Source organism: Streptomyces sp. NPDC049585, from assembly GCF_040675615.1.
Taxonomy (GTDB): Bacteria; Actinomycetota; Actinomycetes; order Streptomycetales; family Streptomycetaceae; genus Streptomyces; species Streptomyces luteosporeus.
The window spans coordinates 333,814-359,832 of record NZ_JBFAPE010000003.1; the positions used below are offsets into that span (position 1 = coordinate 333,814).

The following is a 26,019-nucleotide window of genomic DNA, read 5'->3' on the forward strand; positions in this document are numbered from 1 at the left end:
GTAGCCTGCTCTTTTGCGGCCGTTTTGCGGCCGGCTTCGCAGGGGGCGACCCGGAGGGAGGCCGGGGGCGCGGCCCGCCCTGCGGCGTGTCCGAAATAGGATGTTCTGGGTCGGCAGTGTAGAACGGGAGATGTGACGGCAATGGCGGCATTGGCTACGGGGCCTCTCCAGGTCACAGGCGCGTACGCCGTCCCCGGTCCGGGCAGCCCGCAGTGACCGCCGGGACGGACGCGCACGCGCGCGCCGTGCTCGACAAGGCCGCGCACGAGAACTTCCCCGTGGCGCCCTTCTTCGTGCCCCGCGCCTGGCGCCAGGACCTCATGGCCGTCTACGGCTACGCCCGCCTCGTCGACGACATCGGCGACGGCGATCTCGCCCCCGGCGGCCGCGACGCCGAGCTGCTCGGCCTGGACCGCGAGCAGAGCGACGACCGCCTCGCCATGCTGGACGCCTTCGAGGCCGACCTGCGCCGCGTCTTCGACCACGGCGGCACCGGCCCCCGCCACCCCCTCCTGATGCGCCTGCGCCCGACCGTGCGCCGGTGCGGCCTGACCCCCGAGCCCTTCCTCGGCCTCATCGAGGCCAACCGCCAGGACCAGCGGGTGCGCCGCTACGAGACCTACGCGGACCTGCTCGCCTACTGCGAGCTGTCCGCCAACCCCGTCGGCCGCCTGGTCCTGGGCATCACCGGCACCACAAGCCCCGAGCGGATCCGCCGCTCGGACGCGGTCTGCACCGCCCTGCAGATCGTCGAACACATCCAGGACGTCGCCGAGGACCTGCGGCGCGACCGCGTCTACCTGCCCGCCGAGGACCTGCGCCGCTTCCGCGTCGCCGTGCCCGACCTCGCCCGGCCCACGGCCAGCGCATCAGTGCGTGCCCTGGTCGCGTTCGAGGCCGAACGCGCCGGGCGCCTGCTGAATGAAGGCACCCCCCTGGTGGGTAGCGTCCACGGCAGGCTCAAGCTGTTGCTCGCGGGGTTCGTGGGCGGGGGGAGGGCCGCACTCCGTGCGGTCGCCGCCGCGGGGCACGACGTTCTCCCCGGACCGCCCAAGCCCACCAGGCTCAGCATGCTGCGCGCGGTGGGGGCGACACTGCGAAGAGAGGGGTGAGCGGGATCATGACCGCAACACCGCACGCGTCGCCACCGGTACTCGCCGCGTACAGCTACTGCGAGGCCGTCACCGGGCAACAGGCGGGCAACTTCAGCTACGGCATCCGGCTGCTGCCGGCCGCGAAGAGGCGGGCCATGTCCGCCCTGTACGCCTTCTCCCGGCGCGTCGACGACATCGGGGACGGCCCCCTGGACGCCGAGGCCAAGCGGCTGCGCCTGGAGGACGCCCGCACCACGCTGGAGCGCATCCGCGCCGGCGAGGTCGACGAGGACGACACCGACCCGGTGGCCGTCGCGCTCGCCCACGCCGTGCGCCGCTTCCCCATCCCCATCGGCGGGCTCGACGAGCTCATCGACGGCGTCCAGATGGACGTGCGCGGCCAGACCTACGAGACCTGGGACGACCTCGCCGGCTACTGCCGCTGCGTGGCCGGCGCCATCGGCCGCCTGTCCCTCGGCGTCTTCGGCACCGTCCCCGGCGCCCGGGACGCCGCCCGCGCACCCGAGTACGCCGACACCCTGGGCCTGGCCCTGCAGCTCACCAACATCCTGCGCGACCTGCGCGAGGACGCCGCCAACGGCCGCACCTACCTGCCCGCCGAGGACCTCGCCAAGTTCGGCTGCTCCGCCGGCTTCGCCTCCCCCCGGCCCCCGGCCGGAGCCGACTTCACCGGCCTGGTGCAGCACGAGGTCCGCCGGGCCCGCGCGCTGTTCGCCGAGGGCACCCGGCTGCTGCCCATGCTCGACCGGCGCAGCGGCGCCTGCGTCGCCGCCATGGCCGGCATCTACCGCCGCCTGCTGGAGCGCATCGCCGAGGACCCCGGCGCCGTGCTGCGCGGCCGCGTCTCGCTGCCCGGCCGGGAGAAGGCCTTCGTCGCCGTGCGCGGGCTGTCCGGGTACGACGCCCGCAGCGTCCACCGGCAGACCGCCAGGGGGCGCGCCTGATGACCCGCCCCCGCGACGGCGAGCGGTGTGCAACCCTCCGCCCGGCCCTCGCGTCCCTGACAGCAGCCGAGGGGAAGCGCGCATGACAGCACAGAACACCACCCGGCCCCGTACAGACGAAGCAGGCCGCCCCGAGGGGGCGGCCGCGGTAGTGATCGGGGGCGGGCTCGCCGGCATCACCGCGGCCCTCCAGCTCGCCGCCGCCGGCGTCCGCGTCACCCTGCTCGAAGGCCGGCCCCGCCTGGGCGGGCTCGCCTTCTCCTTCACCCGCGGCGAGCTGAGCATCGACAACGGCCAGCACGTCTACCTGCGCTGCTGCACCGCCTACCGGTGGTTCCTCGACCGCGTGGGCGCCTCCCACCTCGCCCCCCTGCAGGACCGGCTCGACGTGCCCGTCCTCGACGTCGGCCACCCCTCCGGGCGGCCCCGCCTGGGCCGGCTGCGCCGCACCGCCCTGCCGGTGCCGCTGCACCTGGCGGCCAGCCTCGCCACCTACCCCCACCTCTCGCTCGCCGAACGGGCCTCCGTCGGCCGCGCCGCGCTCGCGCTGCGCACCCTCGACCCGGCCGACCCCGCCCTCGACGGCACCGACTTCGCCACCTGGCTGCACCGCCACGGCCAGTCGCCCCGCACCGTCGAGGCCCTGTGGGACCTGGTGGGCATCGCCACCCTCAACGCCACCGCCGACCAGGCCTCCCTCGGCCTGGCCGCCAAGGTCTTCGGGACGGGGCTGCTCTCCGAGCCCGGCGCCGCCGACATCGGCTGGGCCCGCGTCCCCCTCGGCGAGCTGCACCACACCCGCGCCGGCGCCGCCCTCGACGCGGCCGGCGTGCGCACCGCCCTGCGCACCCGCGCCACCCGCATCACCCGCAGCCCCGACGGCACCTGGCAGGTGGACGCCGAATCCGGCCCGCACCGGAGCGAGAGCCTCACGGCGGACACCGTGGTGCTGGCCGTGCCCCAGCGCGAGGCCCACGCCCTGCTGCCCACCGGCGCCCTGGACGACCCCGACCGGCTGCTGCGCATCGGCACCGCGCCCATCCTCAACCTGCACGTCGTCTACGACCGCACGGTGCTGCGGCAGCCCTTCTTCACGGCCCTCGGCTCTCCCGTGCAGTGGGTCTTCGACCGCACCGACTCCTCCGGTCTGGCCGCGGCCGGCGGCGGCCAGTACCTCGCCGTCTCCCAGTCGGCCGCCCAGGACGACATCGACCGGCCCGTCGCCGAACTGCGCGCGCGTTACCTGCCCGAGCTCGAGCGGCTGCTGCCCGCCGCCCGCACCGCGGTCGTGAAGGACTTCTTCGTCACCCGCGAGCGCACGGCGACGTTCGCCCCCACCCCGGGCGTCGGCCGGCTGCGGCCGGACGCCCCCACGAACGCGCCCGGCCTCTACCTGGCCGGAGCGTGGACCGCCACCGGCTGGCCCGCGACCATGGAGGGCGCGGTGCGCAGCGGTGCGAGCGCCGCCCGCGCAGCACTCTCCGAGCTCGGCCGGCCGCAGCAGGACCCCCTGCAGGAGGCGGCGGTATGAACCAGCGAGCCCTCAAGGAGCACGTCCCGCCGGGCGGGACGCGCACGAGCACGACCACCAGAGGAGAGACCGTGACATCGGCGATCCCAGCTGTCGACACCGCGGGCGTACGTGCCCTGCTGGAGCGCGGACGGACGCTTGCCACGCCGGTGCTGCGTGCCGCCGTGGCCCGGCTCGCCGCACCCATGGACACCGTCGCCGCCTACCACTTCGGCTGGATCGACAGCGACGGCCGGCCGATCGACGGCGACCAGGGCAAGGCCGTCCGGCCCGCCCTCGCCCTGCTGTCGGCCGAGGCCGCCGGCGCCCCCGCCGAGGTGGGCGTCCCCGGCGCCGTCGCCGTGGAGCTCGTGCACAACTTCTCGCTGCTGCACGACGACCTGATGGACGGCGACGAGCAGCGCCGCCACCGCGACACCGTCTGGAAGGCCTACGGGCCCGCCCAGGCCATCCTCGTCGGCGACGCCCTCTTCGCCCTCGCCAACGAGGTGCTCCTCGAGCTCGGCACCGTCGAGGCCGGCCGCGCCACCCGCCGCCTGACCACGGCCTCCCGCAAGCTCATCGACGGCCAGGCCCAGGACATCTCCTACGAGCACCGCGAGCGCGTCACCGTCGCCGAGTGCCTGGAGATGGAGGGCAACAAGACCGGCGCCCTGCTGGCCTGCGCCGTCTCCATCGGCGCCGTCCTCGGCGGCGCCGACGAGGCCACCGCCGACCGGCTGGAGGCCTACGGCTACCACCTGGGCCTGGCCTTCCAGGCCGTCGACGACCTGCTGGGCATCTGGGGCGACCCGGTGGCCACCGGCAAGCAGACCTGGAGCGACCTGCGGCAGCGCAAGAAGTCCCTCCCGGTCGTCGCCGCCCTCGCGGCCGGCGGCCCGGCCTCCCAGCGCCTCGCCGGCATCCTCTCCGCCGACGCCAAGCTCACCGATGCCCAACTGGCCGACTTCGACGAGGAAGAATTCGCCAGCCGGGCGGCGTTGATCGAGGAGGCGGGCGGCCGGGAGTGGACCTCCCAGGAGGCCCGCCGCCAGCACGCCACCGCCATCGACGCCCTCGAAGGAGTCGACATGCCCGCCGCGGTCCGCGCCCAGCTGACCGCCCTCGCCGACTTCGTCGTCGTACGGAAGAGTTGATCGCCCATCACCTGATTCCTCGACGCGGTCGCCGGCCGGTGCCTGATTGCGCGGCACCGGCCGAGGCGGAACCCCGAAGTACGGCAGTCACAGCAGTACGGCAGAGAAGGAACTCACTGCACTAGGGGACACCACATGACAGCGACGACCGACGGCACCGGGGCCCCGCCGCCCCGCGCGGCCGAGGCCGACACGAGCACGACCGTCCTGCGCAACCCCACGGCGCCCCCCGGGCCGCCGAAGATCCAGGAGGCGGCGGCCCGCGCCGCCGCCCGCGCCGCCGAGCACCTGCTGGCCCGCCAGGACGAGCAGGGCTGGTGGAAGGGCGACCTGGAGACCAACGTCACCATGGACGCCGAGGACCTCCTCCTGCGGCGCTTCCTCGGCGTCGACGACGAGCGGACCACCGCGGCCGCCGCCCGCTGGATCCGTGCCCAGCAGCGCCCCGACGGCACCTGGGCCACCTTCCACGGCGGCCCCGGCGAGCTGTCCGCCTCCATCGAGGCCTACGTCGCCCTGCGGCTCGCCGGCGACGACCCCGCCGCCCCCCACATGGCCGCGGCCGCCGCCTGGATCCGCGAGCACGGCGGCATCGCCGCGAGCCGCGTCTTCACCCGCGTGTGGCTCGCCCTGTTCGGCTGGTGGCGCTGGGAGGACCTGCCGGAGCTCCCGCCCGAGATCATGTACCTGCCGAAGTGGTTCCCGCTGAACATCTACGACTTCGGCCAGTGGGCCCGGCAGACCATCGTCCCCCTGACCGTCGTCTCCGCCCTGCGTCCCGTGCGGCCCGGCCCCTTCGCCCTGGACGAGCTGCACACCGACCCGCACCGGCCGAACCCGCCGCGCCCGCTGGCCCCCGCCGCCAGCTGGGACGGCCTCTTCCAGCGCCTGGACAAGGCGCTGCACGCCTACCACCGGCTGCCCCTCGCCCCGCTGCGGCGCGCCGCCCTGAACACCGCGGCGCGCTGGATCATCGAGCGGCAGGAGAACGACGGCTGCTGGGGCGGCATCCAGCCGCCCGCCGTCTACTCGGTCATCGCCCTGCACCTGCTGGGCTACGACCTGGAGCACCCCGTCCTGCGCGAGGGACTGGCCTCGCTGGACCGTTTCGCCGTCTGGCACACCGGCGCCGACGGGGAGCCCGTGCGGATGATCGAGGCGTGCCAGTCCCCGGTCTGGGACACCTGCCTGGCCGTCACCGCCCTCGCCGACGCCGGCCTGCCCGCCGACCACCCGGCCCTGGTGCGCGCCGCCGACTGGATGCTCGACGAGCAGATCACCCGCCCCGGCGACTGGACCGTGCGCCGCCCGCACCTGGAGCCCGGCGGCTGGGCGTTCGAGTTCCACAACGACACCTACCCCGACATCGACGACACCGCCGAGGTCGTCCTCGCCCTCAAACGGGTGCACCACCCCGACCCGGACCGCGTCGAGGTGGCGGTGCGCCGGGCCGCCCGGTGGGCGGTCGGCATGCGCTCGCGCAACGGCGCCTGGGGGGCGTTCGACGCCGACAACACCAGCACCCTGCCCAACAGACTGCCCTTCTGCGACTTCGGCGAGGTCGTCGACCCGCCCTCGGCCGACGTCACCGCCCACGTCGTGGAGATGCTCGCCTTCCTCGGCAAGCAGCACGACCCCCGGGCCCGGCGCGGCATCGAGTGGCTGCTCGCGGAGCAGGAGGAGAGCGGCGCCTGGTTCGGCCGGTGGGGCGTGAACTACGTCTACGGCACCGGCTCGGTCGTTCCCGCCCTCACCGCCGCCGGACTGCCCGCCTCCCACCCCGCGGTGCGCCGGGCCGTCGCCTGGCTCGCGAGCGTGCAGAACCCGGACGGCGGCTGGGGCGAGGACCTGCGCTCCTACCGCGACCCCGCCTGGATCGGCCGCGGCGCCTCCACCGCCTCGCAGACCGCCTGGGCCCTGATGGCCCTGCTGGCCGCGGGGGAGCGCGAGAGCGAGGCCGTCCAGCGCGGGGTGCTGTTCCTGGCGGAGACGCAAGGGGAGGACGGGGCCTGGGACGAGCCGTACTTCACCGGCACCGGCTTCCCCTGGGACTTCTCCATCAACTACCACCTCTACCGCCAGGTCTTCCCGCTCACCGCGCTCGGCCGCTACCTGCACGGCGAGCCCTCCGCCGCTCCACGGCTGGAGGGCTGATGACCCACGGCACGGACACGCCCGACCCCGCACCGCTGCTGATCGCCTGTGCCCTCGGCATCGAGCGGCTGGCCCTGCGCGGGGGCGCGGGCGGTGCCGCCGGGCCCGTGACCGTACTGCGTACGGGCATGGGGCCGCAGGCGGCGGACCGTGCCGTCACCCGGGTCCTCGCCGAGGCCCGCCGGCAGGGCGAGATGCGCGACGCCGCCGTCATCGCCACCGGCTTCTGCGCCGGGCTGGCGCCGGGGATGCACCCCGGCGACCTCGTCGTCGCCGACGAGACCCGCGACGCCGCCGGGCGCACCGAGTGCGTCGGCGTCGAGCTGCTGGCCAAGGAGCTCACGCGGGTCGCCCCCCGGCGCGTCATCCACACCGGGCCGCTCGTGGGCTCGGACCACGTCGTGCGCGGCGCCGAGCGGGCCGCCCTGCACGCCTCGGGCGCGCTGGCGGTGGACATGGAGTCCGCGGCCACGCTCCGAAGCGCCGTGCGCGCCGGGGCGCGCCCCGTTGCCGCCGTAAGAGTGGTCGTGGACGCTCCGGAACACGAACTCGTCCGCATCGGGACCCTGCGCGGTGGAATATCAGCTTTCCGCGTACTGCGCACCGTCCTGCCGGCTTTTTTCGAATGGCACCGTTCTTTGCTGCTCCCCAGGAGGTGAGCCAGATGGCCATGCCGCTCCGTCAGACCATCAGGGTAGGAACCTACCTCTTCGAACAGAAGCTGCGGCGGCGGGAGAAGTTTCCGCTGATCGTGGAGCTCGAGCCGCTGTTCGCCTGCAACCTCAAGTGCGAGGGGTGCGGCAAGATCCAGCACCCCGCCGGCGTGCTCAAACAGCGCATGCCCGTGGCCCAGGCGGTCGGCGCGGTGCTGGAGTCCGGCGCCCCGATGGTCTCCATCGCCGGCGGCGAGCCGCTGATGCACCCTCAGATCGACGAGATCGTGCGCCAATTGGTCGCCCGGCGCAAATACGTCTTCCTCTGCACCAACGCCCTGCTGCTGCGGAAGAAGATCGAGAAATTCACCCCGTCCCCCTACTTCGCCTTCGCGGTGCACATCGACGGTCTGCGGGAGCGGCACGACGCGTCGGTGGCGAAGGAGGGCGTCTTCGACGAGGCGGTGGAGGCCATCAAGGAGGCCAAGCGGCGCGGCTTCCGCGTCACCACCAACTCCACCTTCTTCAACACCGACACCCCGCAGACGGTCGTCGAGGTGCTCAACTACCTCAACGACGAGCTCAAGGTGGACGAGATGATGATCTCGCCCGCCTACGCCTACGAGAAGGCCCCCGACCAGGAGCACTTCCTCGGCGTCGAGCAGACCCGCGAGCTGTTCCGCAAGGCGTTCTCCGGCGGCAACCGGCGGCGCTGGCGGCTCAACCACAGCCCGCTGTTCCTCGACTTCCTGGAGGGCAAGGCGGACTTCCCCTGCACCGCCTGGGCCATTCCCAACTACTCCCTCTTCGGCTGGCAGCGCCCCTGCTACCTCATGAGCGACGGGTACGTGCCGACGTACCGCCAGCTGATCGAGGAGACCGACTGGGAGAAGTACGGCCGCGGCAGGGACGAGCGCTGCGCCAACTGCATGGCCCACTGCGGCTACGAGCCGACGGCCGTCCTGGCCACCATGGGCTCCCTCAAGGAGTCCCTGCGCGCGGCACGCGAGACCGTCTCCGGGAACCGGGGGTAGGGGCCGTGGCCACCACGGAGCCGGTCTCCCTGGGCCTGCCCCCGCTGCCGCCCCGGCCGCTCGCGGAGCGCCGCCCCTCGCGGCGCATCCAGGTCGGGACGGTGCCCGTCGGCGGGGGCGCGCCCATCTCGGTGCAGTCCATGACCACCACGGTCACCGCGGACGTCGGGGCGACCCTGCAGCAGATCGCCGAGCTGACGGCCTCCGGCTGCCAGATCGTCCGGGTGGCCTGTCCCTCCCAGGACGACGCGGACGCGTTGCCGATCATCGCGAGGAAGTCGCAGATCCCGGTGATCGCGGACATCCACTTCCAGCCGAAGTACGTCTTCGCCGCGATCGATGCCGGGTGCGCGGCGGTGCGCGTGAACCCGGGCAACATCCGGCAGTTCGACGACAAGGTCAGGGAGATCGCGAAGGCGGCCGGTGATGCCGGTGTGCCGATCCGTATCGGCGTGAACGCCGGCTCCCTCGACCGCCGCCTGTTGGAGAAGTACGGCAGGGCGACGCCGGAGGCCCTGGTGGAGTCGGCTCTGTGGGAGGCGTCGCTCTTCGAGGAGCACGGTTTCCGGGACATCAAGATCTCGGTGAAGCACAACGACCCGGTCGTGATGGTCAACGCCTACCGTCAACTGGCCGCGCAGTGCGACTACCCGTTGCACCTGGGGGTGACCGAGGCCGGTCCGGCCTTCCAGGGCACCATCAAGTCCGCCGTCGCCTTCGGCGCCCTGCTCTCCGAGGGTATCGGCGACACCATCCGGGTGTCGTTGTCGGCGCCGCCGGTGGAGGAGATCAAGGTCGGCATCCAGATCCTGGAGTCCCTGGGTCTGCGTCAGCGCCGGCTGGAGATCGTCTCCTGCCCGTCCTGCGGCCGCGCGCAGGTGGACGTGTACAAGCTCGCCGACGAGGTCACCGCGGGTCTGGAGGGCATGGAGGTCCCGCTGCGCGTGGCCGTCATGGGCTGTGTCGTCAACGGTCCCGGCGAGGCGCGTGAGGCCGACCTGGGTGTCGCTTCCGGCAATGGCAAGGGCCAGATCTTCGTCAAGGGCGAGGTCATCAAGACCGTTCCCGAGTCGAAGATCGTGGAGACGCTCATCGAGGAGGCCATGAAGCTCGCCGAGAAGACCGGGACCGACGGCGGCCCCTCCGGGCCGCCCGCCGTCACCGTCGTCTGAACGGCGGCGGCAACAGGAACGAGCCCGGGCTGCCGGGCCGACCAAGGAGGAGGGGGCCGGCGTGTCGTTGCTGGAGAACATCCGCGGTCCACGCGACCTGAAGGCACTCGACGGAGAAGAACTCACCGACCTCGCCGAGGAGATCCGCCACTTCCTGATCCACGCCGTGGCCAGGACCGGCGGCCACCTGGGACCGAACCTCGGCGTGGTGGAGCTGACCATCGCCCTGCACCGGGCCTTCGACTCGCCCGCGGACCGCATCCTGTGGGACACCGGCCACCAGTCCTACGTCCACAAACTGCTCACCGGCCGCCAGGACTTCTCCAAGCTGCGCGGCAAGGGCGGCCTGTCCGGCTACCCCTCCCGCGAGGAGTCCGAGCACGACGTCATCGAGAACAGCCACGCCTCCACCGTGCTGGGCTGGGCCGACGGCCTGGCCAAGGCCAACCAGGTCCTCGGCCGATGGAACCGCCACGTCGTCGCCGTCATCGGCGACGGCGCGCTGACCGGTGGCATGGCCTGGGAGGCGCTCAACAACATCGCCGTCGCCAAGGACCGCCCGCTCGTCATCGTCGTCAACGACAACGAGCGCTCCTACGCGCCCACCATCGGCGGCCTCGCCGACCATCTGGCCACCCTGCGCACCACCGACGGCTACGAGCGCTTCCTCGCCCGCGGCAAGGAGGCCCTGCTGCGTGTGCCGGGCGTGGGCAGGCCCGTCTACGAGTCGTTGCACGGTGCGAAGAAGGGCTTCAAGGACGCCTTCGCCCCCCAGGGCATGTTCGAGGACCTGGGCCTGAAATACCTCGGCCCCATAGACGGCCACGACATCGCGGCCGTCGAGTCGGCGCTGCGCCGGGCCAAGCGCTTCCACGGACCCGTCCTCGTGCACTGCCGCACGCAGAAGGGCCGCGGCTACCGGCCCGCCCTGGAGCACGAGGCGGACCGCTTCCACACCGTCGGCGTGATGGACCCGCTCACCTGCGAGCCGCTCTCCCGCCCCGCCGGGGTGTCCTGGACGTCGGTCTTCGGCGAGGAGATGGTGCGGATCGGGGCCGAGCGGCCCGACGTCGTGGCCCTGACGGCGGCCATGCTGGACCCGGTCGGCCTGACCCGGTTCGCCGAGGCCTATCCGGACCGGGTCTGGGACGTCGGCATCGCCGAGCAGCACGCCGCCACCTGCGCGGCGGGCCTGGCCACCGGTGGCCTGCACCCGGTCGTCGCCGTCTACGCCACCTTCCTCAACCGCGCCTTCGACCAAGTACTGATGGACGTGGCCCTGCACAAGTGCGGGGTGACGTTCGTCCTGGACCGCGCCGGTGTCACCGGCACCGACGGACCCAGCCACAACGGCATGTGGGACATGTCGATCCTGCAGGTCGTCCCCGGCCTGCGGATCGCCGCCCCGCGCGACGCCGACCAGCTGCGCGCCCAGCTCCGCGAGGCCGTCGAGGTCGACGACGCCCCCACCGTCGTGCGCTTCCCCAAGGAGAACGCGGGCGAGCCCGTCCCCGCCGTCGGCCGTGTCGGCGGCATGGACGTCCTGGCCGGCTCCGCCCGGACCCCGACCGACGTGCTCCTCGTCGCCGTCGGGGCCATGGCGCCGGTGGTGCTGGATGCGGCCGAGCTGCTGCGGGCCCGCGGCACCGGCTGCACCGTCGTCGACCCCCGCTGGGTCAAGCCCGTCGACCCGGCCCTGCCGCCCCTGGCCGCACAGCACCGGCTGGTCGCCGTGGTGGAGGACAACAGCCGCACCGGCGGCGTCGGCTGGGCCGTCGCCCAGGCCCTGCGCGACGAGGGCGTCCACGTGCCCGTACGGACCTTCGGCATCCCCGAGCAGTTCCTGGCGCACGCCAAGCGGTCCGAGGTGCTCGCCGACGTCGGGCTCACGCCGGCCGAGATCGCCGGGCACATCAGCGCCGCCCTGGCCCGGGCGCAGGACGCCCCGGAGACCGTGACGAGGACCGGCGGCACGAAGGCCGGCCGGGGGAAGGCCGTGCGGGCCGCGGTCGTGAAGGAGACGAGCGAGGCATGACCTCCGAGGGCACCAAGGGATTCGACCTGGCCGGGCTGCTGGCCGAGCGCGGCGGCGAACGCTACGACCTGCACGCCCGCCACCTCAACCACCAGCTGCCGCGCATGCTGCGCACCATCGGCTTCGACAAGGTCTACGAACGGGCCGAGGGCGCGTACTTCTGGGACGCCGACGGGCAGGACCACCTCGACATGCTCGCCGGCTTCGGGGTCATGGGCCTGGGCCGGCACCACCCGGTCGTGCGCAAGGCGCTGCACGACGTCCTCGACGCCTCCCTCGCCGACCTCACCCGCTTCGACTGCCCGCCGCTGCCCGGCCTGCTCGCCGAGCGGCTGCTGTCGTACGCCCCCCACCTGGACCGCGTCTTCTTCGGCAACAGCGGCACCGAGGCGGTGGAGACCGCCTTGAAGTTCGCCCGGTACGCCACCGGCCGGCCGCGCATCCTGTACTGCCGGCACGCCTTCCACGGCCTGACGATCGGCTCGCTGTCCGTCAACGGCGAGGACGGCTTCCGTGACGGTTTCGCGCCCCTGCTGCCCGACACCGCGGTCCCGCTCGGCGACCTGGCCGCGCTGGAACGGGAGCTGGCGCGCGGTGACGTCGCGGCGTTCGTGATCGAGCCGGTCCAGGGCAAGGGCGTGCACGTTCCCCCGCCCGGCTACCTGCGGGCGGCGCAGGAGCTGCTGCACCGGCACAAGGCCCTGCTCATCGCGGACGAGGTGCAGACCGGCATCGGCCGCACCGGCGAGTTCTTCGCCTACCAGCACGAGAGCGGCGTCGAACCGGACCTGGTGTGCGTGGCCAAGGCCCTCTCGGGCGGCTACGTCCCCGTCGGCGCCACGCTCGGCAAGGACTGGATCTTCAAGAAGGTCTACTCCTCCATGGACCGGGTGCTCGTCCACTCGGCCAGCTTCGGCTCCAACGCCCAGGCCATGGCGGCCGGCCTGGCGGTCCTCGCCGTCATGGAGGACGAGCAGATCGTCGCCAACGCCCGCACCACGGGCGAGCTGCTGCGCTCCCGCCTCGCGGCCCTGACCGACAGGTACGAGATGCTGCACGACGTGCGCGGGCGCGGACTGATGATCGGCATCGAGTTCGGCCGGCCGAAGTCGCTGGGCCTGCGCAGCCGTTGGACGATGCTGCAGGCGGCCCGCAAGGGCCTGTTCGCCCAGATGGTCGTGATCCCGCTGCTGCGCAAGCACCGCATCCTCACGCAGGTCTCGGGCGACCACCTGGAGGTGATCAAGCTCATCCCGCCCCTGATCATCGGCGAGCGCGAGGTCGACCGCTTCGTCGACGCCTTCACGGCGGTCATGGAAGAGGCCCACGAGGGCGGCGGTCTGATGTGGGACTTCGGCAAGACCTTGATGAAGCAGGCGATGGGGAAGTAGGTCCGGTTTTCTAGTCGGACAGCAGTCGCTCCCGCAGCCGCTCCCGTGTGCCGGGGGTCAAGGCCAACCCCTCGCAGAGGTACCGCTCCACGGACCCCCACGTCTGCGCGACAGCGGCGAACGCCGCCCGCAGGTACGAGGCCCTCGCCTCGAACAGCGGGGACAGCAGCTCCATCACCTCCGGCGGAGTCGCCCCGTCCGCCCGCCGCACCACGTACCGCCGGTGCGGCGCGTTGGACTCCAGGTAGTCGGCCTCGATCACCTCCGGCTCCACCCCGAGGGCGAGCAGCGTGACGGCGATCGACAGCCCCGCCCGGTCCTTGCCCGCGGCGCAGTGCATCAGGGCGGGGACGCTGTCGTCGGCGAGGGCGTGCAGCACGCGGCTGTGCTCGGCGGTGCGGGTGACGATCATCGTGCGGTAGGCGTCGGCCATCCGGTCCGCCGCCCGGCCCTCGCCGAGCAGCGCGCGCAAGGTGGCCAGGTCGCCCTCGTGCACCATCCGCCAGAACTCGCTGCCGTCGGCCGGGTCCGACAGCGGAATGTTGATGTTCCGTACGCCGGTGAGCGTGACGTCGGGGCCTTCGAGGGCGATGTCGGCCGCGTTGCGGAAGTCGAAGACCGTGTGCAGCCCGAGCGATTCGAGGAAGGCCGTATCCGCCTCGGTGGCGTGCGCGAGGTGGCCGCTGCGGAAGAGGACGCCGTGCCGCACCTGCCGTCCGCCGGCGGCCGGCAGGCCGCCCAGGTCGCGGAAGTTGCGGACTTTCGCGAGTTCGGGTTCGGTCGACGGGGCGGGCGGTGTCCAGGTCACGTGCTGCTCCCTTGCGAAAGATGCGGCGCCGATGCGACACCGCATCGTATTCCGCACGGCGCGAGATTGCCGGGGTGGGATACATCACGGCACGTCAACCCCTGGTTACGGTGGCGTAGGTCACTTGCGAAGGTGAAAGATGTACTGACGTGGCAGACGATTCGCATTCATTCAGCAAGAGCGCAATCGGGTCGTACGCGGCCGTCGGGGACAGCTTCACCGAGGGCGTCGGCGACCCGGGACCCGACGACACGTTCATCGGCTGGGCCGACCGGCTGGCCATCCTGCTGTCCGACCAGCAGCCGGAGCACACCTTCCGGTACGCGAACCTGGCCGTGCGCGGCCGCCTCCTGGACCAGATCGTCGAGGAGCAGGTGCCCCGGGCCAAGGAGCTCGGCCCGGACCTCGTCACCTTCTGCGCCGGCGGCAACGACATCCTGCGTCCCGGCAGCGACCCGGACGACGTGGCCCAGCGCTACGAGGCGGCCGTGGCCGAGCTGCGCGCGACGGTGGGCACCGTGCTGCTGTGCACCGGCTTCGACACCCGCGGCGTGCCGGTCCTGCGGCACCTGAGGGGCAAGATCGCGACGTACACCGCCCATGTGCGGGCCATCGCCGACCGGCACGACTGCCCGGTGCTCGACCTGTGGTCGCTGCGCTCGGTGCAGGACCGCCGGGCCTGGAGCGAGGACCGGCTGCACCTGTCGGCGGACGGGCACACGCGCGTGGCGCTGCGCGCCGCGCAGGTACTGGGCCTTCAGGTGCCGGCCGACCCGGACCAGCCGTGGCCGGAGGAGGGGCAGCGCTCGGCCGCCGAGGTGCGGCGCGACAACATCCACTGGGCCCGGGAGCACCTGGTGCCGTGGATCGGGCGCCGGCTGCGCGGCGAGTCCTCGGGGGACAACGTCGAGCCCAAGCGCCCGGACCTGCTGCCGCTGTAACGCACGGCCGCAACCTGCCCCCTGCGGGCCCGCGGCGCGGGCCCGTTCAGGGGAGCCGCCCGTGCGGCACGTCCGCCCAGACGACACGGCCGCGGCCGCTGTCGTCGGGCCGGACCCCCCACGCCGCCGACAGGGCGCCGACCAGGAGCAGTCCGCGTCCGCTCTCCTCGTCCGCCCCGCTGCAGCGCGCCCGTGGTTCCGTCGGGGCGTGTCCTTGGTCGGCGACCTCGATGCGCAGCGCCGCCCCGCTCACCCGCAGTCGGCAGCCGACCTTGTCGCTGTCGGTGTGCCGCACGGCGTTGGTGAACAGTTCCGAGACCACCAACTGCGCGTCGTCGCAGGCGACGTCGTCGATTCCCCACTCCCGCAGCCGCGCGAGAACTCGTTTTCGCGCCTCCGCCACCGAGGCGTTGAGGGCCGGGAAGTGGAAGGCGTCCTGCAGATGGCCGATGAGATAGCTGCCGCAGAGCCCGGGCGAGGGTGCGTCATGGGAGGGGACCACGCCGCAACTATGTGCGATGTGTGCGAGCTGTGGCAAGGTTCAATCTGTAAATTGCAGAATCGCAAGGACAGTCTGTCGGGTCGACAGGCTGCGTGGCACACTGCTGGCATATGACGGCAGTTGGAGGGGATGGACAGTGGCGGACGCGCGTCCGGCGGGGGCCGCGACGGTCCTGAGGGTCGTGCTCGGCAAGCGGCTGCAGGACCTCAGGGAAAAAGCCGGCCTCTCCTACGAGGAGGCCGGCCGCGCCCTGGACGTCACCCACGCCACCGTCCGGCGGATGGAGAAGGCCGAGGTCGGGCTGAAGATCCCGTACGTGGAGAAGCTGCTCCGCGTCTACGGGGTGAGCGACCCGCAGGAGGTGGAGGGCTTCCTCGCACTGACCCGCGAGGCCAACCGCCCCGGCTGGTGGCACCGCTTCCGGGACGTGCTGCCCGAGTGGTTCAGCGCGTTCGTGAGCCTGGAGCAGGAGGCCAACCTCATCCGCGCCTACGAACCGCACTACGTCCCGGGCCTGTTGCAGACCGAGGACTACGCCCGGGCCGTGCTGCGCGCCGGCATGCCGCACGCCCCCCAGGCGGACGTGGAGCGTGCCGTCGCCGTGCGCCGGGAGCGCCAGGGCCTGCTCACCCGGGAGCGGCCGCCCCTGTTGTGGGTGGTGATGGACGAGACCGTGCTGCGCCGGCCCATCGGCGGGCCGGACGTCCTGCGGGCCCAGATCGACCGGCTGATCGAGGCCAGTGAGATGCCGCACGTCCGCCTGCAGTTCATGCCGTTCGCCGCCGGCCCGCACCCGGCGATGTACGGTCCCTTCCACATCTTCCGGTTCCCCCTTCAGGAGCTTCCGGACATCGCGTACGCGGAGAACCTCGTCGGTGCCTCGTACTTCGATCAGCGCGAGGACGTCTCGTCCTTCCTGGAGGCACTGGACCGGATGTGCGCGCAGGCCGCGCCGGCACACACCACCAAGGCAATCCTGGGTGGCATTCGTAAGGAGATCTGAAACCATGGATCCGGAGCACGTCTACAACGGCATGCCCGCCTCCGCCCTCGGCACCGAGGGGTGGAGCAAGCCGTGGAGCGGCGGCAACGGCGGCAGCTGCGTCGAGGCCATGAGACTGGTGGACGGGCGCGTGGCGCTGCGCCAGTCCACGGACCCCGAGGGTCCCGCTTTGATCTACACGCGTCACGAGATGGAGACCTTCATCCGGGGCGCCAAGGCCGGCGAGGCCGACTTCCTGCTCGCGGGGCACTGACCGCGCCACCGCACGCGAGGGAACGGGGGAGAGAACATGCGAAGCGAAGGGGACAGGGCATGAGCGAGCAGGGCGTGGGGGAGCAGGGCCCGGACGAGCGGGGCGCGGGGGAGTGGGGCTTCGACGGGCGCTTCGGCGGCCCGGGCCTGGAGGCGGGGGGCTTCACGGCCGAGGAGATCGACACCAGCAGACCGCACCCGGCCCGCATGTACGACTACTACCTCGACGGCTGGGACAACTACGAGGTCGACCGCCTCGCCGCCGAGCAGGTCATCGCCGCCCACCCGCAGGTGCGCCTGTCCGCCCGCGCCAACCGGGCCTTCCTGCGCCGGGCGGTGCGCGAGGCCGTGCGCGGCGGCATCCGGCAGATCCTCGACATCGGCACCGGCATCCCCACCTCGCCCAACACCCACGAGGTCGCGCGCGAGGAGGCGGACGGCGTGCGGGTGGCGTACGTCGACAACGACCCCATCGTGGCCACCCACGCCGGGGCCAAGCTCACCAACGAGGGCGGCGTCGGCTTCGCGCTCGCGGACGTGCGACAGCCTGAAACGATTCTGCAGAACGCGGTGGTCCGCGACCTCATCGACTTCCGCGAGCCCGTCGCCCTGCTGCTCGTCGCCGTCATGCACTTCGTGAAGGACGAGGAGGACCCCGCCGGCATCATCGCCACCCTCGGCGACGCCCTGCCCGCCGGCAGCCTGCTCGTCCTCTCCCACGCCACGGAGGAGCCCTACGCCGGCTACGCCCAAGGGCGCACCGACGTCGTGGCCCGCGACGGCGTGCTCGACGCCTACAAGAACGCCACCGCCGCCCTGAACCTGCGCGGGCGGGCCGCGATCGAGCCGCTCTTCGGCGACTTCGCGCTCCTGGAGCCGGGCCTGGTCCGGGTGCCGCTGTGGCGCCCGGACGGCCCGGTGCCCGGCCCCGAGGAGCTGAGCAACACCGTCTTCTACGGCGGGGTGGGCCGCAAGGGCTGACTCAGGCGCCGGGGCGGGCCGGGATCTCGCAGCTGTCCTTGAAGCCCTGACTGGTCAGCCCCAGCGCCGAGTTGATCCGGGAGCGCAGGTTCTCCACCGCCACCATCGCGGTGAGCTCGACGAACGCGGCCTCACCGAGCTGCCGCCGCAGCCGCTCCGCCAGCTCGTCCTCCACGGCCGGCGGGGTGGCGCTCATCGCCTCGGCGTACTCCATGACGTCGCGCTCCAGCGGCGTGTAGGCGTCGCTGGAGCGCCACTGCGGCACGTCGCGCAGCTTCTCGGGCGCCATGCCCTGGCCGTGGCTGATCCAGTAGCCGAAGTCCATGCACCAGGAGCAGCCGATCGCTGCCGCCGACGCCATCACGGCGAGCTCCTTCAGCCCGCTGTCCAGCTTGTTCCACCGGGCCAGCGACATCTCGAAGCGCGCGTCGGTCATCAGCACCTTGCGGTTGTGCCCCATGGCCAGCAGGGGATCGATGACCTTGCCGTACGTCCGCTTGCTGTACAGGGCGACGAGGCGGTTGATCAACGTACGGGGCGGGGTGAGGGAAACGCGGGCCATGGCCGGTGCCTTCCGAGGAGAACGGTTGCTGTCACCCGTACGACGAATCGGACCCCCCCGGATGTGACATCACCGGGTGAAAAATCTTTTGTCGGTGCCCCGGCCTAGGCTGACCGCATGGACGGTGAGCTCTTTCCCCGGCCCGTGACCGAGGTCGCCCCGGGCGCGGTGCACGTCCCGGGCTGGCTGGACGAGGCCGCCCAGCACCGCCTCCTGGCGGCCTGCCGCGCCTGGGCCCGGCCCCCGGCGGGCCTGCGCACGGTGCGCATGCCCAGCGGCGGCGAGATGTCCGTGCGCACGGTCGGCCTGGGCTGGCACTGGTTCCCCTACGGCTACGCCCGCACCGTCGTCGACGGCGACGGCGCGCCGGTCAAGCCGTTCCCCACCTGGCTGGACGACCTGGCGCGGGCCGCGGTGGCCTGCGCGTACGGCCGCCCGGCCGGGCCCGAGGCGTACGACATCGCGTTGGTGAACTTCTACGACGCCGACGCGAAGATGGGCCTGCACCGCGACGCCGACGAGAAGTCCGGCGCGCCCGTCGTCTCGCTCAGCCTGGGCGACACCTGCGTCTTCCGCTTCGGCAACACCGAGGGCCGCACCCGGCCCTGGACGGACGTCGAGCTGCACAGCGGCGACCTGTTCGTCTTCGGCGGGCCCTCCCGGCTCGCGTACCACGGCGTGCCGCGCGTCCTGCCCGGCACGGCACCGGCCCCGCTGGGCCTGACCGGACGGCTGAACATCACCCTGAGGGTCAGCGGACTGACTCAGTAGGCGAGTTCCGCGAGGACGGGCGCGTGGTCGCTCGGCTGCTTGCCGGCCTTGGGCTGCTCCCCGGTGCTCTCCAGCGGCTCGCCGGCGCCCGTGAACACCTTCTTCACCCGGGCCAGCACCGAGTGGCTGACGAGAATGTGGTCGATGAGCTCCTTCTCGCCCTCGAAGACGCGGGAGAAGGCGTTCTCCTTGATCAGCGGCGCCAGGTTCCACAGCCGCATCGCGTCCCCCGGGTCCGGCCGGGCCGCGCCCCGCGGATGGTCCAGCTGGGAGCCGGGCGGGCCGTAGAGGATCTGGGTGGTGGCGGCCTTGGGCCCGTCGTTGAAGTCGCCCAGCACGGCCACGTCGCGCGTGTCGCCCTGGCCCCCGAGGAGCTTGTCCGCCAGCGCCCGTACGGCCGCCGCTTCCGCACCCCGCCGGAAGATCGCGTATGCGCCGACGCGGGCGCGCTCGCCCTCGTCGTCCGTGTCGAAGCGGTCCCGGCCCGGGTGCTGCGCATCGGGGAACTTCAGCAGCTTGGACTTCAAGTGGCACACCGCCGCGGTGAGCCGGTGGCCCGCTGCCGGTTCGATCTCCACGGCGAGCACGCCGCGGCCCATGGCGTGGATCGTGCCGCCGCCGTCCCCGCTCTGGACGGGCAGCAGCCGCTTGGGGAAGGCGGTGGCGTCGGCCAGGCGCTTCATCGGCCTGCGACTGAGGAAGCCGACCCGGATGGGGTGGTGGGGAGCCCTGTCGGGGTGCTCGGAGAGCAGCACGTGCCAGTGCCCGTCCAGACGCTCGACCAGGTCGTCGAGCGCCTTCGGGTCGAGCACCTCCTGCACGCCGAGCAGGACGGGGTCGAGGCGGTTGACGGTGGAGGCGAGCCCGTCGAGCTTCGCCTCGTACGCCGCCTCGTCCTTGGGGGTGCCCGGGCCGGCGCCGGGCCGGGAGAGGTTCTGCAGGTTCCATGTGCCGATGACCACCATGGCTTCAGTCTTTTCATCGGACTTTCGCCGGGGAGGTGCGGGCGGCCGGGACGCGCCCGGGCGATCACCCGCCCGGCCGAAGGCGGCGATGTGCTCGGCGGATAATGGGCCGGTCCGACCGATGTGCTCCCTGGAGGTGCCGTGACCGGCTCCCGTCCGTACCGCTCGCCCCTCGATTCGCTGCGCCCGGCCGCCTTCGGCGCCGATCCGGCGGGGGAGCGGATGGCGCGCATCCGGCGCTCGCCGCACTTCGCGGACGGCTCCTTCGTCAACCCCGAGGGCACCCGGCGTACGCCCTCCGGCTCGATGCTGGCGTTCCTGCCCACCTACTTCCGCGCCGAGGAACGCCGCCGCCGCGCCCCCGCCCACGCCGTGCCGGTGCACCCCACGACCGTCGCCGACCTGGCCGTCCCCGCCGCCTCCGGGCTGCGGCTGACGTGGATGGGGCACTCGAGCGTCCTGGCCGAGATCGACGGGCACCGGGTGCTGTTCGACCCGGTGTGGTCCGAGCGCTGCTCGCCCTTCGCCTTCGCCGGCCCCCGCCGCCTGCACCCCGTACCGGTGCCGCTCGCCGAGACCGGGCCGCTGGACGCCGTCGTCATCTCCCACGACCACTACGACCACCTGGACATGCCCACCGTCCGGGCCCTCGTCCGCAGCGGCGCGGTCTTCGTCGTCCCCCTGGGCGTCGGCGCCCACCTGGAGCACTGGGGCGTACCGGCCGGGCGCATCACCGAGCTCGACTGGCACGAGCGGACGCGCGTCGGCGGCCTGACCCTCACCGCCACCCCGGCCCGGCACTTCTGCGGGCGCGCCCTGCGCAACGCCCAGCACACGCTGTGGGCCTCGTGGGTCGTCGCCGGTGACACGCACCGCATCTTCCACAGCGGCGACACCGGCTACTTCCCCGGCTTCGCCGACATCGGCGCGCAGCACGGTCCCTTCGACGCCACGATGGTGCAGATCGGCGCGTACTCCGAGTTCTGGCCCGACATCCACATGACGCCCCGGGAGGGCGTGCGGGCGCACACCGACCTGCAGGGCGGCGACGCCTCCGCGGGCGTCATGCTGCCGATCCACTGGGGGACCTTCAACCTCGCCCCGCACCCGTGGGAGGAGCCGGCCGAGGACAGTGTCACCGCCGCCCGTGACGCCGGCGCCCGCCTGGTCGTGCCGCGGCCAGGGCAGCCGTTCGAGCCGGCCGTGGGCCTGCCGTTCGACCCGTGGTGGCGTGCGGTGGCGGCGCGGCCCGCGGGGGCCGGCCCGGTGGTGGAGGAGGGCGGCGCGGAGGCCGCTTCGCCCGCCGACGTTGCGCTGCAGGCCTGAGGGCCGTTCCGGAGAACCACCGCCAACATTGGCGGAATCTCGTACATCTGTGACGCGTATGTCTTGTCAGGCATGCGGACGGGGCGCTTCAATGCCCGGGCCGAGGTTAGGAAACCTTCCTAACATCGTGTCGGCAGGGTCCAGAACCACCCACCGGGAACGGAGTTGCGCATGCCCGCACGCGCCACGAAGAAGACGACGACCAGGACCACTCGCCTCGCCCTGTGGGGCGTGGCCGCCGCCCTGCCCGCCTCACTGCTCCTGGCCGACCCCGGCCTGGCCGCGTCGTCCCCGGCCACCGCGCCGGCGGCCGCCGCCCGGACGCAGGGGGCCGGCCTCGACGACCCGCACAAGAAGGACATCGCCATGCGGCTGGTCTCCAGTGCGGAGAACTCCTCGCTCGACTGGCGCGCCCAGTTCACCTACATCGAGGACATCAAGGACGGCCGCGGCTACACCGCAGGCATCATCGGCTTCTGCTCCGGCACCGGCGACATGCTCGAACTCGTCGAGCGCTACACCCGGCAGAAGCCCGGCAATCCCCTGGCCAAGTACCTCCCCGCCCTGCGCAAGGTCAACGGCACCGACTCCCACGCCGGGCTCGGCAAGCCCTTCGAGGACGCCTGGCACAAGGCCGCCGAGGACAAAGCATTCCAGGACGCCCAGGAAGCCGAGCGCGACCGCATCTACTTCGACCCCGCCGTCAAGCAGGCCAAGCAGGACGGCCTGCGCGCCCTGGGCCAGTTCGCCTACTACGACGCCATCGTCATGCACGGCCCCGGCACCGGCCGCGACAGCTTCGGCGACATCCGCAAGAAGGCCCTGGCCAAGGCCAAGCCCCCGGCCCAGGGCGGCGACGAGCGCACGTACCTGAGCGCCTTCCTGGACGCCCGCAAGGTCGCCATGAAGCATGAGGAGGCGCACAGCGACACCAGCCGCGTCGACACCGCGCAGCGGGTCTTCCTCGACAACGGCAACCTCGACCTGGAGCCGCCGCTGAAGTGGAAGGTCTACGGCGACTCCTACGAGATCAAGCAGTAACGATCCTTCAGGCTCCTGCAGACCCCTGCAGACCCCTGCAGACCCCTGCAAAGCCCAGCAGACCCCCGGCAGACCCCAGTGGGCCGCTGCGGCCCGGGTGCCCCCGGCGGAGGCACCCGGGCCCTCGCGGCCCTTGCGGCGTCAGTGCGCCGGGTGCTCCATGTCGCAGCACGAGTCCCGGCGCAGCTGCCGGCCGATCGCCAGCCAGTCCGGGCGGCCTTCGCCGACGCGCAGCGCCGCGGCGGCCGGAGCGTGCTCGTACGCGGCGACCAGCGCGCGCTGCTCGAACTCCACGCCCCCGCGCAGCACCGACGTCGTGCGCACGAGGGTGTCGAAGTCGGCGAAGGGGTCGCCGTCGACCACGGCGGCGTCCGCCAACTTGCCCTCCTCCAGCGTTCCCAGGTCCTTCTCCACGCCGAACGCCCGCGCCGGCAGCACCGTCGCCGTCCGCAGCGCCTGCGCGGCCGACAGCCCGTAGCGGTGCAGCGCCCGCAGCCCCATGTGCAGCGACAGGCCCACCGGTACCAGCGGGGCGTCCGTGCCCAGAGCCACGATGCCGCCGCCCGCCAGCACCGTGCGGTAGACCTCCACCTCGCGCTCCAGGGTGGCCAGCTGCTGCTCGGTCGGCGGCTTGGCGGCGGTCTGCTCGACCAGCGCGATGTCCCACGGCGGCGTCAGCACCGTTATCCGCGGGTCCTTCGCCAGCGCCGGGTCGGCGCCCAGCAGCGGCATCGAGGTGAAGATCGTCGCGACCATGTGGAAGTCCGTGGCCGTGTAGATCTCCGCCAGGTCCTGGTAGGCCCGGCCCGTGGCCGTCGTCGCGTGCCCGAACTCCAGGCGCTGGGTGGCCTGCAGATGGGTGGTCAGGTCCTGCCCCAGCTGCACGCCGGGCGAGCACAGGTGGCTGCCGCTGCGCACCCCCAGGCGCTCGTGCGCGAAGCGCGCCGCCCCCTCCATGAGCCAGCCCGGCGCCCGGACGTAGGTCTTGACGAAGTCCCAGTCCAGGGCCGCCGCCCGGGTCAGCGAGCGGCGCAGGCCCTCACGCGTGCGGTGCGCCCGGCCCATGCTGTACGCGACGCGGGAGCCGTCCAGCAGCTCGCCGGCGGTCAGCAGCCGCGGCCCCGCCAGCTCCCCGGCCGCCACCGCCTCGCGCAGCCGCGCCTGCTCGTAGGCGAAGCCGCCGAACGAGACGGCCGTGGTGATCCCGTACGCCAGCTGTATGGCCGTCTGCCGGCCCCCGTAGACGTATTGCCACGGGTGCGTGTGGGCGTCCCACAGGCCCGGGATCACCGTCCGCTGCGAGGCGTCGACGGTGCGCCGGGCCGCCCGCCGGGGCCGGTGCGGCTCGACGGCCGCGATCCGGCCGTCCCGCACGACGAGGTCGACGTCCTCGCGCACCTGCGAGCCCGTGCCGTCCCACAGCCGGCCGGCGTGCACCACGGTGTCGACGGGTGCCGGGCGCCGGTAGTCCAGGGCGACGGGCACCGTGCGCACGGAGCCGTTCGCGGTGTCCAGCAGCCGCAGTCGCCCGGCGGACAGGTACAGGATCCGGCGGCTGTCGGCCGCCCACGACGGGTGGTCGGCGGCCTCGTCCGTCAGCCGCCGCGCCTCGCCGTCGGGGGTGCCGTCGGGCCGTACGGGCAGCAGCCACAGCGCGGACTCGCTGATCACCGCCATGGTGCGGCCGTCCGGCGACCAGACCGGGCCGGAGTCGTAGCGGTCGGAGATCGAGGCGTGCGGGGCGAGCGCATGCAGCCGGGCCTGGCCGGTCGTGGTGTCGACGACGCGGATGAGGTTGTAGCCCTCGCGGAAACGCTGGTTCAGACGGTTGCGGTCGCAGAACGCGACGTACCGCCCGTCCGGCGACCAGCTCGGTCTGCCGGGCAGCCCGCCCGCGCCCAGCGGGGCGGCCAGCACCTTCTCCGTGCCGGCCGCGAGCTCACGGACCACGATGTTCCCCGACATGTCGACGCAGGCCAGCCGGCTGCCGTCCGGCGACAGCGCCGGCAGCGAGCGCCCGCCGCCGGCCAGAACCGTCTCGGCGCCGGTGGTCAGGTCGCGGCGGCGCACCGCCAGCAGCCCGTCACGGTCGTCGGCGTAGATCAGCGCCCGGCCGTCGCGGGAGAAGGACGGCGCGAACAGGTAGCGCGTGGGATCGGCCTTCACCAGCCGCCGCGGCGCCCGGCCGCCGGAGGCGTCGGCCAGCCACAGCGAGTTCAGCGCGGCGAACACCACCCGGCGGCCGTCCGGCGACAGCGCCGGCAGATGCAGCGACCGTACGGGCCGCACGCCGCCGCCCTCGGCGGCGAAGTCGTACCGCTTCACCTCGTACCGCGGCCGGGACAGCGGCAGCTTCGCACGGAACGGAATCGTGACCGCCGTCACCCCGTGACCGCTCGCCGGCGGGGTCGGCGCCGGAGCGGCCGAGGGGTGCGGCAGGTCGTCCGCCGGAGCCCTGCCGGCCCCCGCGGGCACCTGGACGATCGTGAAGTGCCCGCCGACGGTCAGCAGCAGCTCGTCCCGCGAGACCCACCGCGGGGGCACCGGCTCCACGTCCCCCTCGACCGGCACCGCCGCCCCGTCCACGACCAGCGTGCAGGAGGCGGCCGGCGCGGCCGTCGTCCGCAGGTACGCCAGCCGGCCGTCGGGGGAGACCGCCGGGGTCATCACCTGCGCGGCCGCCGCCTCGGTGTGCTCGACCCGCACCGGCCCGCGCCCGTCCGCCGGCACCGACGCGACCGTACGGGACTGCAGCGCAGTGCCCTCCACCCGGCCGCGCACGAACAGCAGCCGCCGGCCGTCCGGCGACCACACCGGGTCGAAGTCCTCCCAGGCCCCCTCCTGCCCCGGGCCCTCCTGCCCGGGCAACCCGGTGACCTTGGTCAGCGCACCGGTACGGACGTCCACCACCCACACGCGGTACGGGCTGCCCGCCACCGGGTCGCCGTCCCGCTCGGAGGCGAACGCGATCCGCGTGCCGTCCGGCGACCACGCCGGCCCCCGGTCGTCCCACGGCCCGTCCGTCAGCTGCCGCAGCCCCGAGCCGTCGGGCCGCAGCACCCAGATGTGGAAGCCGCCACCCCGGTACGCGCAGACCGCGAGCTGCCGGCCGTCCGGCGCGTGCACCGGCCGGGTCGGCTCCAGGTCGGCGGGCGTGATCGCGACCGCCTCCCCGCCCTTCCGCGGCACCGACCACAGCACGTTCTGCACCTCGGCGACCAGATGCCGCCCGTCCGGCGCCATGGACGCCGCCCCATTGGTGGCCGCGGTGAACGACAGCACGTCCGACCGCCCGCCCCGCCCGGCGGCCAGGGCGTCCCCGGCCACCCCCGGCAGCGCGACGCCCGCCCCGGCCACGACGGCACCCCCCGCCGCGGCCTGCAGGAACCCGCGACGGGAGAGGGCGGCGGAGGCCGCCGCCGCGATGTGGGTGTCCGTGTCCAACTTTCCTCCTGGTCCAGGGGAGTTGCGTGAGGCGGAAGATCACATGCAAAAGGTGATCGTTGCATGCTTCATGTGCCTGAGGTCAACACCCCGGGGTCCGGAAAGGGGGAAGTGCACGGATTTGATCACCGAGAAAACGACACCGAGGATCACCCGAAGGAAGACGAGCCCACCGCCCCACTGACGACCCGGCCACCCTCCGTACCCCCACCGCCACCCTCCGCCGGCCGGCCGCCGGAAAGCGGTGCGCGACCACCC

At 73.1% G+C, this 26,019-nt stretch carries 22 protein-coding genes; 17 read left to right on the forward strand and 5 right to left on the reverse strand.

Annotated features, from left to right (window positions below; translation table 11 throughout):
- Nucleotides 1-245: 245 nt before the first annotated feature.
- From hpnC to AB0K17_RS05825, 10 genes are all read left to right on the forward strand, one after another.
- A complete protein-coding gene (hpnC, locus tag AB0K17_RS05780; RefSeq protein WP_365982241.1) occupies nt 246-1,112 on the forward strand; it encodes a squalene synthase HpnC in 867 nt (288 codons plus the stop codon).
- An 8-nt stretch (nt 1,113-1,120) separates the two neighbouring features.
- On the forward strand, nt 1,121-2,059 hold the full coding sequence (gene hpnD / locus AB0K17_RS05785; RefSeq protein ID WP_365982187.1) for a presqualene diphosphate synthase HpnD: 939 nt from the start codon (nt 1,121-1,123) through the stop codon (nt 2,057-2,059).
- 82 nt (nt 2,060-2,141) lie between these two features.
- Nucleotides 2,142-3,590, forward strand: coding sequence for a hydroxysqualene dehydroxylase HpnE (hpnE, locus tag AB0K17_RS05790; protein WP_365982188.1), 1,449 nt, complete (start codon nt 2,142-2,144; stop codon nt 3,588-3,590).
- On the forward strand, nt 3,587-4,726 hold the full coding sequence (locus AB0K17_RS05795) for a polyprenyl synthetase family protein (protein ID WP_365982189.1): 1,140 nt from the start codon (nt 3,587-3,589) through the stop codon (nt 4,724-4,726). The genes hpnE and AB0K17_RS05795 overlap by 4 nt, the downstream gene beginning before the upstream one ends.
- 135 nt (nt 4,727-4,861) lie before the next feature.
- On the forward strand, nt 4,862-6,880 hold the full coding sequence (gene shc / locus AB0K17_RS05800) for a squalene--hopene cyclase (protein ID WP_365982190.1): 2,019 nt from the start codon (nt 4,862-4,864) through the stop codon (nt 6,878-6,880).
- Nucleotides 6,880-7,539 (forward strand): 1-hydroxy-2-methyl-2-butenyl 4-diphosphate reductase, encoded by a 660-nt coding sequence (locus AB0K17_RS05805; protein WP_365966534.1) that lies wholly within the window; start codon nt 6,880-6,882, stop codon nt 7,537-7,539. The genes shc and AB0K17_RS05805 overlap by 1 nt, the downstream gene beginning before the upstream one ends.
- Before the next feature lie 5 nt (nt 7,540-7,544).
- The gene (gene hpnH, locus AB0K17_RS05810; RefSeq protein ID WP_365966535.1) at nt 7,545-8,567 is read left to right on the forward strand and encodes an adenosyl-hopene transferase HpnH; all 1,023 of its coding nucleotides are present in this window, start codon (nt 7,545-7,547) and stop codon (nt 8,565-8,567) included.
- 5 nt (nt 8,568-8,572) lie between these two features.
- Nucleotides 8,573-9,739 (forward strand): flavodoxin-dependent (E)-4-hydroxy-3-methylbut-2-enyl-diphosphate synthase, encoded by a 1,167-nt coding sequence (gene ispG, locus AB0K17_RS05815; RefSeq protein WP_365982191.1) that lies wholly within the window; start codon nt 8,573-8,575, stop codon nt 9,737-9,739.
- 61 nt (nt 9,740-9,800) lie between these two features.
- On the forward strand, nt 9,801-11,774 hold the full coding sequence (dxs, locus tag AB0K17_RS05820) for a 1-deoxy-D-xylulose-5-phosphate synthase (protein ID WP_365982192.1): 1,974 nt from the start codon (nt 9,801-9,803) through the stop codon (nt 11,772-11,774).
- A complete protein-coding gene (locus AB0K17_RS05825) occupies nt 11,771-13,165 on the forward strand; it encodes an aspartate aminotransferase family protein (protein ID WP_365982194.1) in 1,395 nt (464 codons plus the stop codon). The genes dxs and AB0K17_RS05825 overlap by 4 nt, the downstream gene beginning before the upstream one ends.
- Before the next feature lie 10 nt (nt 13,166-13,175).
- Here the strand turns inward: AB0K17_RS05825 and AB0K17_RS05830 are convergent, their stop codons facing one another.
- A complete protein-coding gene (locus AB0K17_RS05830) occupies nt 13,176-13,973 on the reverse strand; it encodes a tyrosine-protein phosphatase (protein ID WP_365966539.1) in 798 nt (265 codons plus the stop codon).
- A 149-nt stretch (nt 13,974-14,122) separates the two neighbouring features.
- Here AB0K17_RS05830 and AB0K17_RS05835 point away from each other — a divergent pair, with 149 nt between their 5' ends.
- The gene (locus tag AB0K17_RS05835; protein WP_365982195.1) at nt 14,123-14,914 is read left to right on the forward strand and encodes an SGNH/GDSL hydrolase family protein; all 792 of its coding nucleotides are present in this window, start codon (nt 14,123-14,125) and stop codon (nt 14,912-14,914) included.
- Between the two features lie 46 nt (nt 14,915-14,960).
- On the opposite strand, the gene AB0K17_RS05840 is transcribed toward AB0K17_RS05835, so the two are convergent.
- Nucleotides 14,961-15,416 (reverse strand): ATP-binding protein, encoded by a 456-nt coding sequence (locus AB0K17_RS05840; RefSeq protein ID WP_365966541.1) that lies wholly within the window; start codon nt 15,414-15,416, stop codon nt 14,961-14,963.
- Between the two features lie 136 nt (nt 15,417-15,552).
- Here AB0K17_RS05840 and AB0K17_RS05845 point away from each other — a divergent pair, with 136 nt between their 5' ends.
- Genes AB0K17_RS05845 through AB0K17_RS05855 form a run of 3 tightly spaced genes read left to right on the forward strand, consistent with a single transcriptional unit; the run spans nt 15,553 to nt 17,652 of the window.
- The gene (locus AB0K17_RS05845) at nt 15,553-16,419 is read left to right on the forward strand and encodes a helix-turn-helix transcriptional regulator (RefSeq protein ID WP_365966542.1); all 867 of its coding nucleotides are present in this window, start codon (nt 15,553-15,555) and stop codon (nt 16,417-16,419) included.
- 4 nt (nt 16,420-16,423) lie between these two features.
- Nucleotides 16,424-16,672 (forward strand): DUF397 domain-containing protein, encoded by a 249-nt coding sequence (locus AB0K17_RS05850; RefSeq protein ID WP_365966543.1) that lies wholly within the window; start codon nt 16,424-16,426, stop codon nt 16,670-16,672.
- A gap of 59 nt (nt 16,673-16,731) precedes the next feature.
- Nucleotides 16,732-17,652, forward strand: a complete 921-nt coding sequence (locus AB0K17_RS05855; protein ID WP_365982196.1) for an SAM-dependent methyltransferase — start codon at nt 16,732-16,734, stop codon at nt 17,650-17,652.
- Between the two features lies 1 nt (nt 17,653).
- On the opposite strand, the gene AB0K17_RS05860 is transcribed toward AB0K17_RS05855, so the two are convergent.
- Entirely contained in the window at nt 17,654-18,214 is a 561-nt protein-coding gene (locus AB0K17_RS05860; protein WP_365966545.1) for a carboxymuconolactone decarboxylase family protein, read from the reverse strand.
- A gap of 117 nt (nt 18,215-18,331) precedes the next feature.
- On the opposite strand from AB0K17_RS05860, the gene AB0K17_RS05865 reads away from it, so the two are divergent.
- On the forward strand, nt 18,332-18,985 hold the full coding sequence (locus AB0K17_RS05865) for an alpha-ketoglutarate-dependent dioxygenase AlkB (RefSeq protein WP_365966546.1): 654 nt from the start codon (nt 18,332-18,334) through the stop codon (nt 18,983-18,985).
- On the opposite strand, the gene AB0K17_RS05870 is transcribed toward AB0K17_RS05865, so the two are convergent.
- On the reverse strand, nt 18,979-19,947 hold the full coding sequence (locus AB0K17_RS05870; protein ID WP_365982242.1) for an endonuclease/exonuclease/phosphatase family protein: 969 nt from the start codon (nt 19,945-19,947) through the stop codon (nt 18,979-18,981). The genes AB0K17_RS05865 and AB0K17_RS05870 overlap by 7 nt on opposite strands.
- A gap of 144 nt (nt 19,948-20,091) precedes the next feature.
- On the opposite strand from AB0K17_RS05870, the gene AB0K17_RS05875 reads away from it, so the two are divergent.
- Both AB0K17_RS05875 and AB0K17_RS05880 read left to right on the forward strand, forming a co-directional pair.
- Entirely contained in the window at nt 20,092-21,276 is a 1,185-nt protein-coding gene (locus AB0K17_RS05875; RefSeq protein WP_365982197.1) for an MBL fold metallo-hydrolase, read from the forward strand.
- 171 nt (nt 21,277-21,447) lie between these two features.
- Complete coding sequence (locus AB0K17_RS05880) at nt 21,448-22,317, forward strand: chitosanase (protein ID WP_365982198.1); 870 nt, start codon at nt 21,448-21,450, stop codon at nt 22,315-22,317.
- A gap of 141 nt (nt 22,318-22,458) precedes the next feature.
- On the opposite strand, the gene AB0K17_RS05885 is transcribed toward AB0K17_RS05880, so the two are convergent.
- Complete coding sequence (locus AB0K17_RS05885) at nt 22,459-25,761, reverse strand: amidohydrolase family protein (RefSeq protein ID WP_365982199.1); 3,303 nt, start codon at nt 25,759-25,761, stop codon at nt 22,459-22,461.
- Between the last annotated feature and the right edge of the window lie 258 nt (nt 25,762-26,019).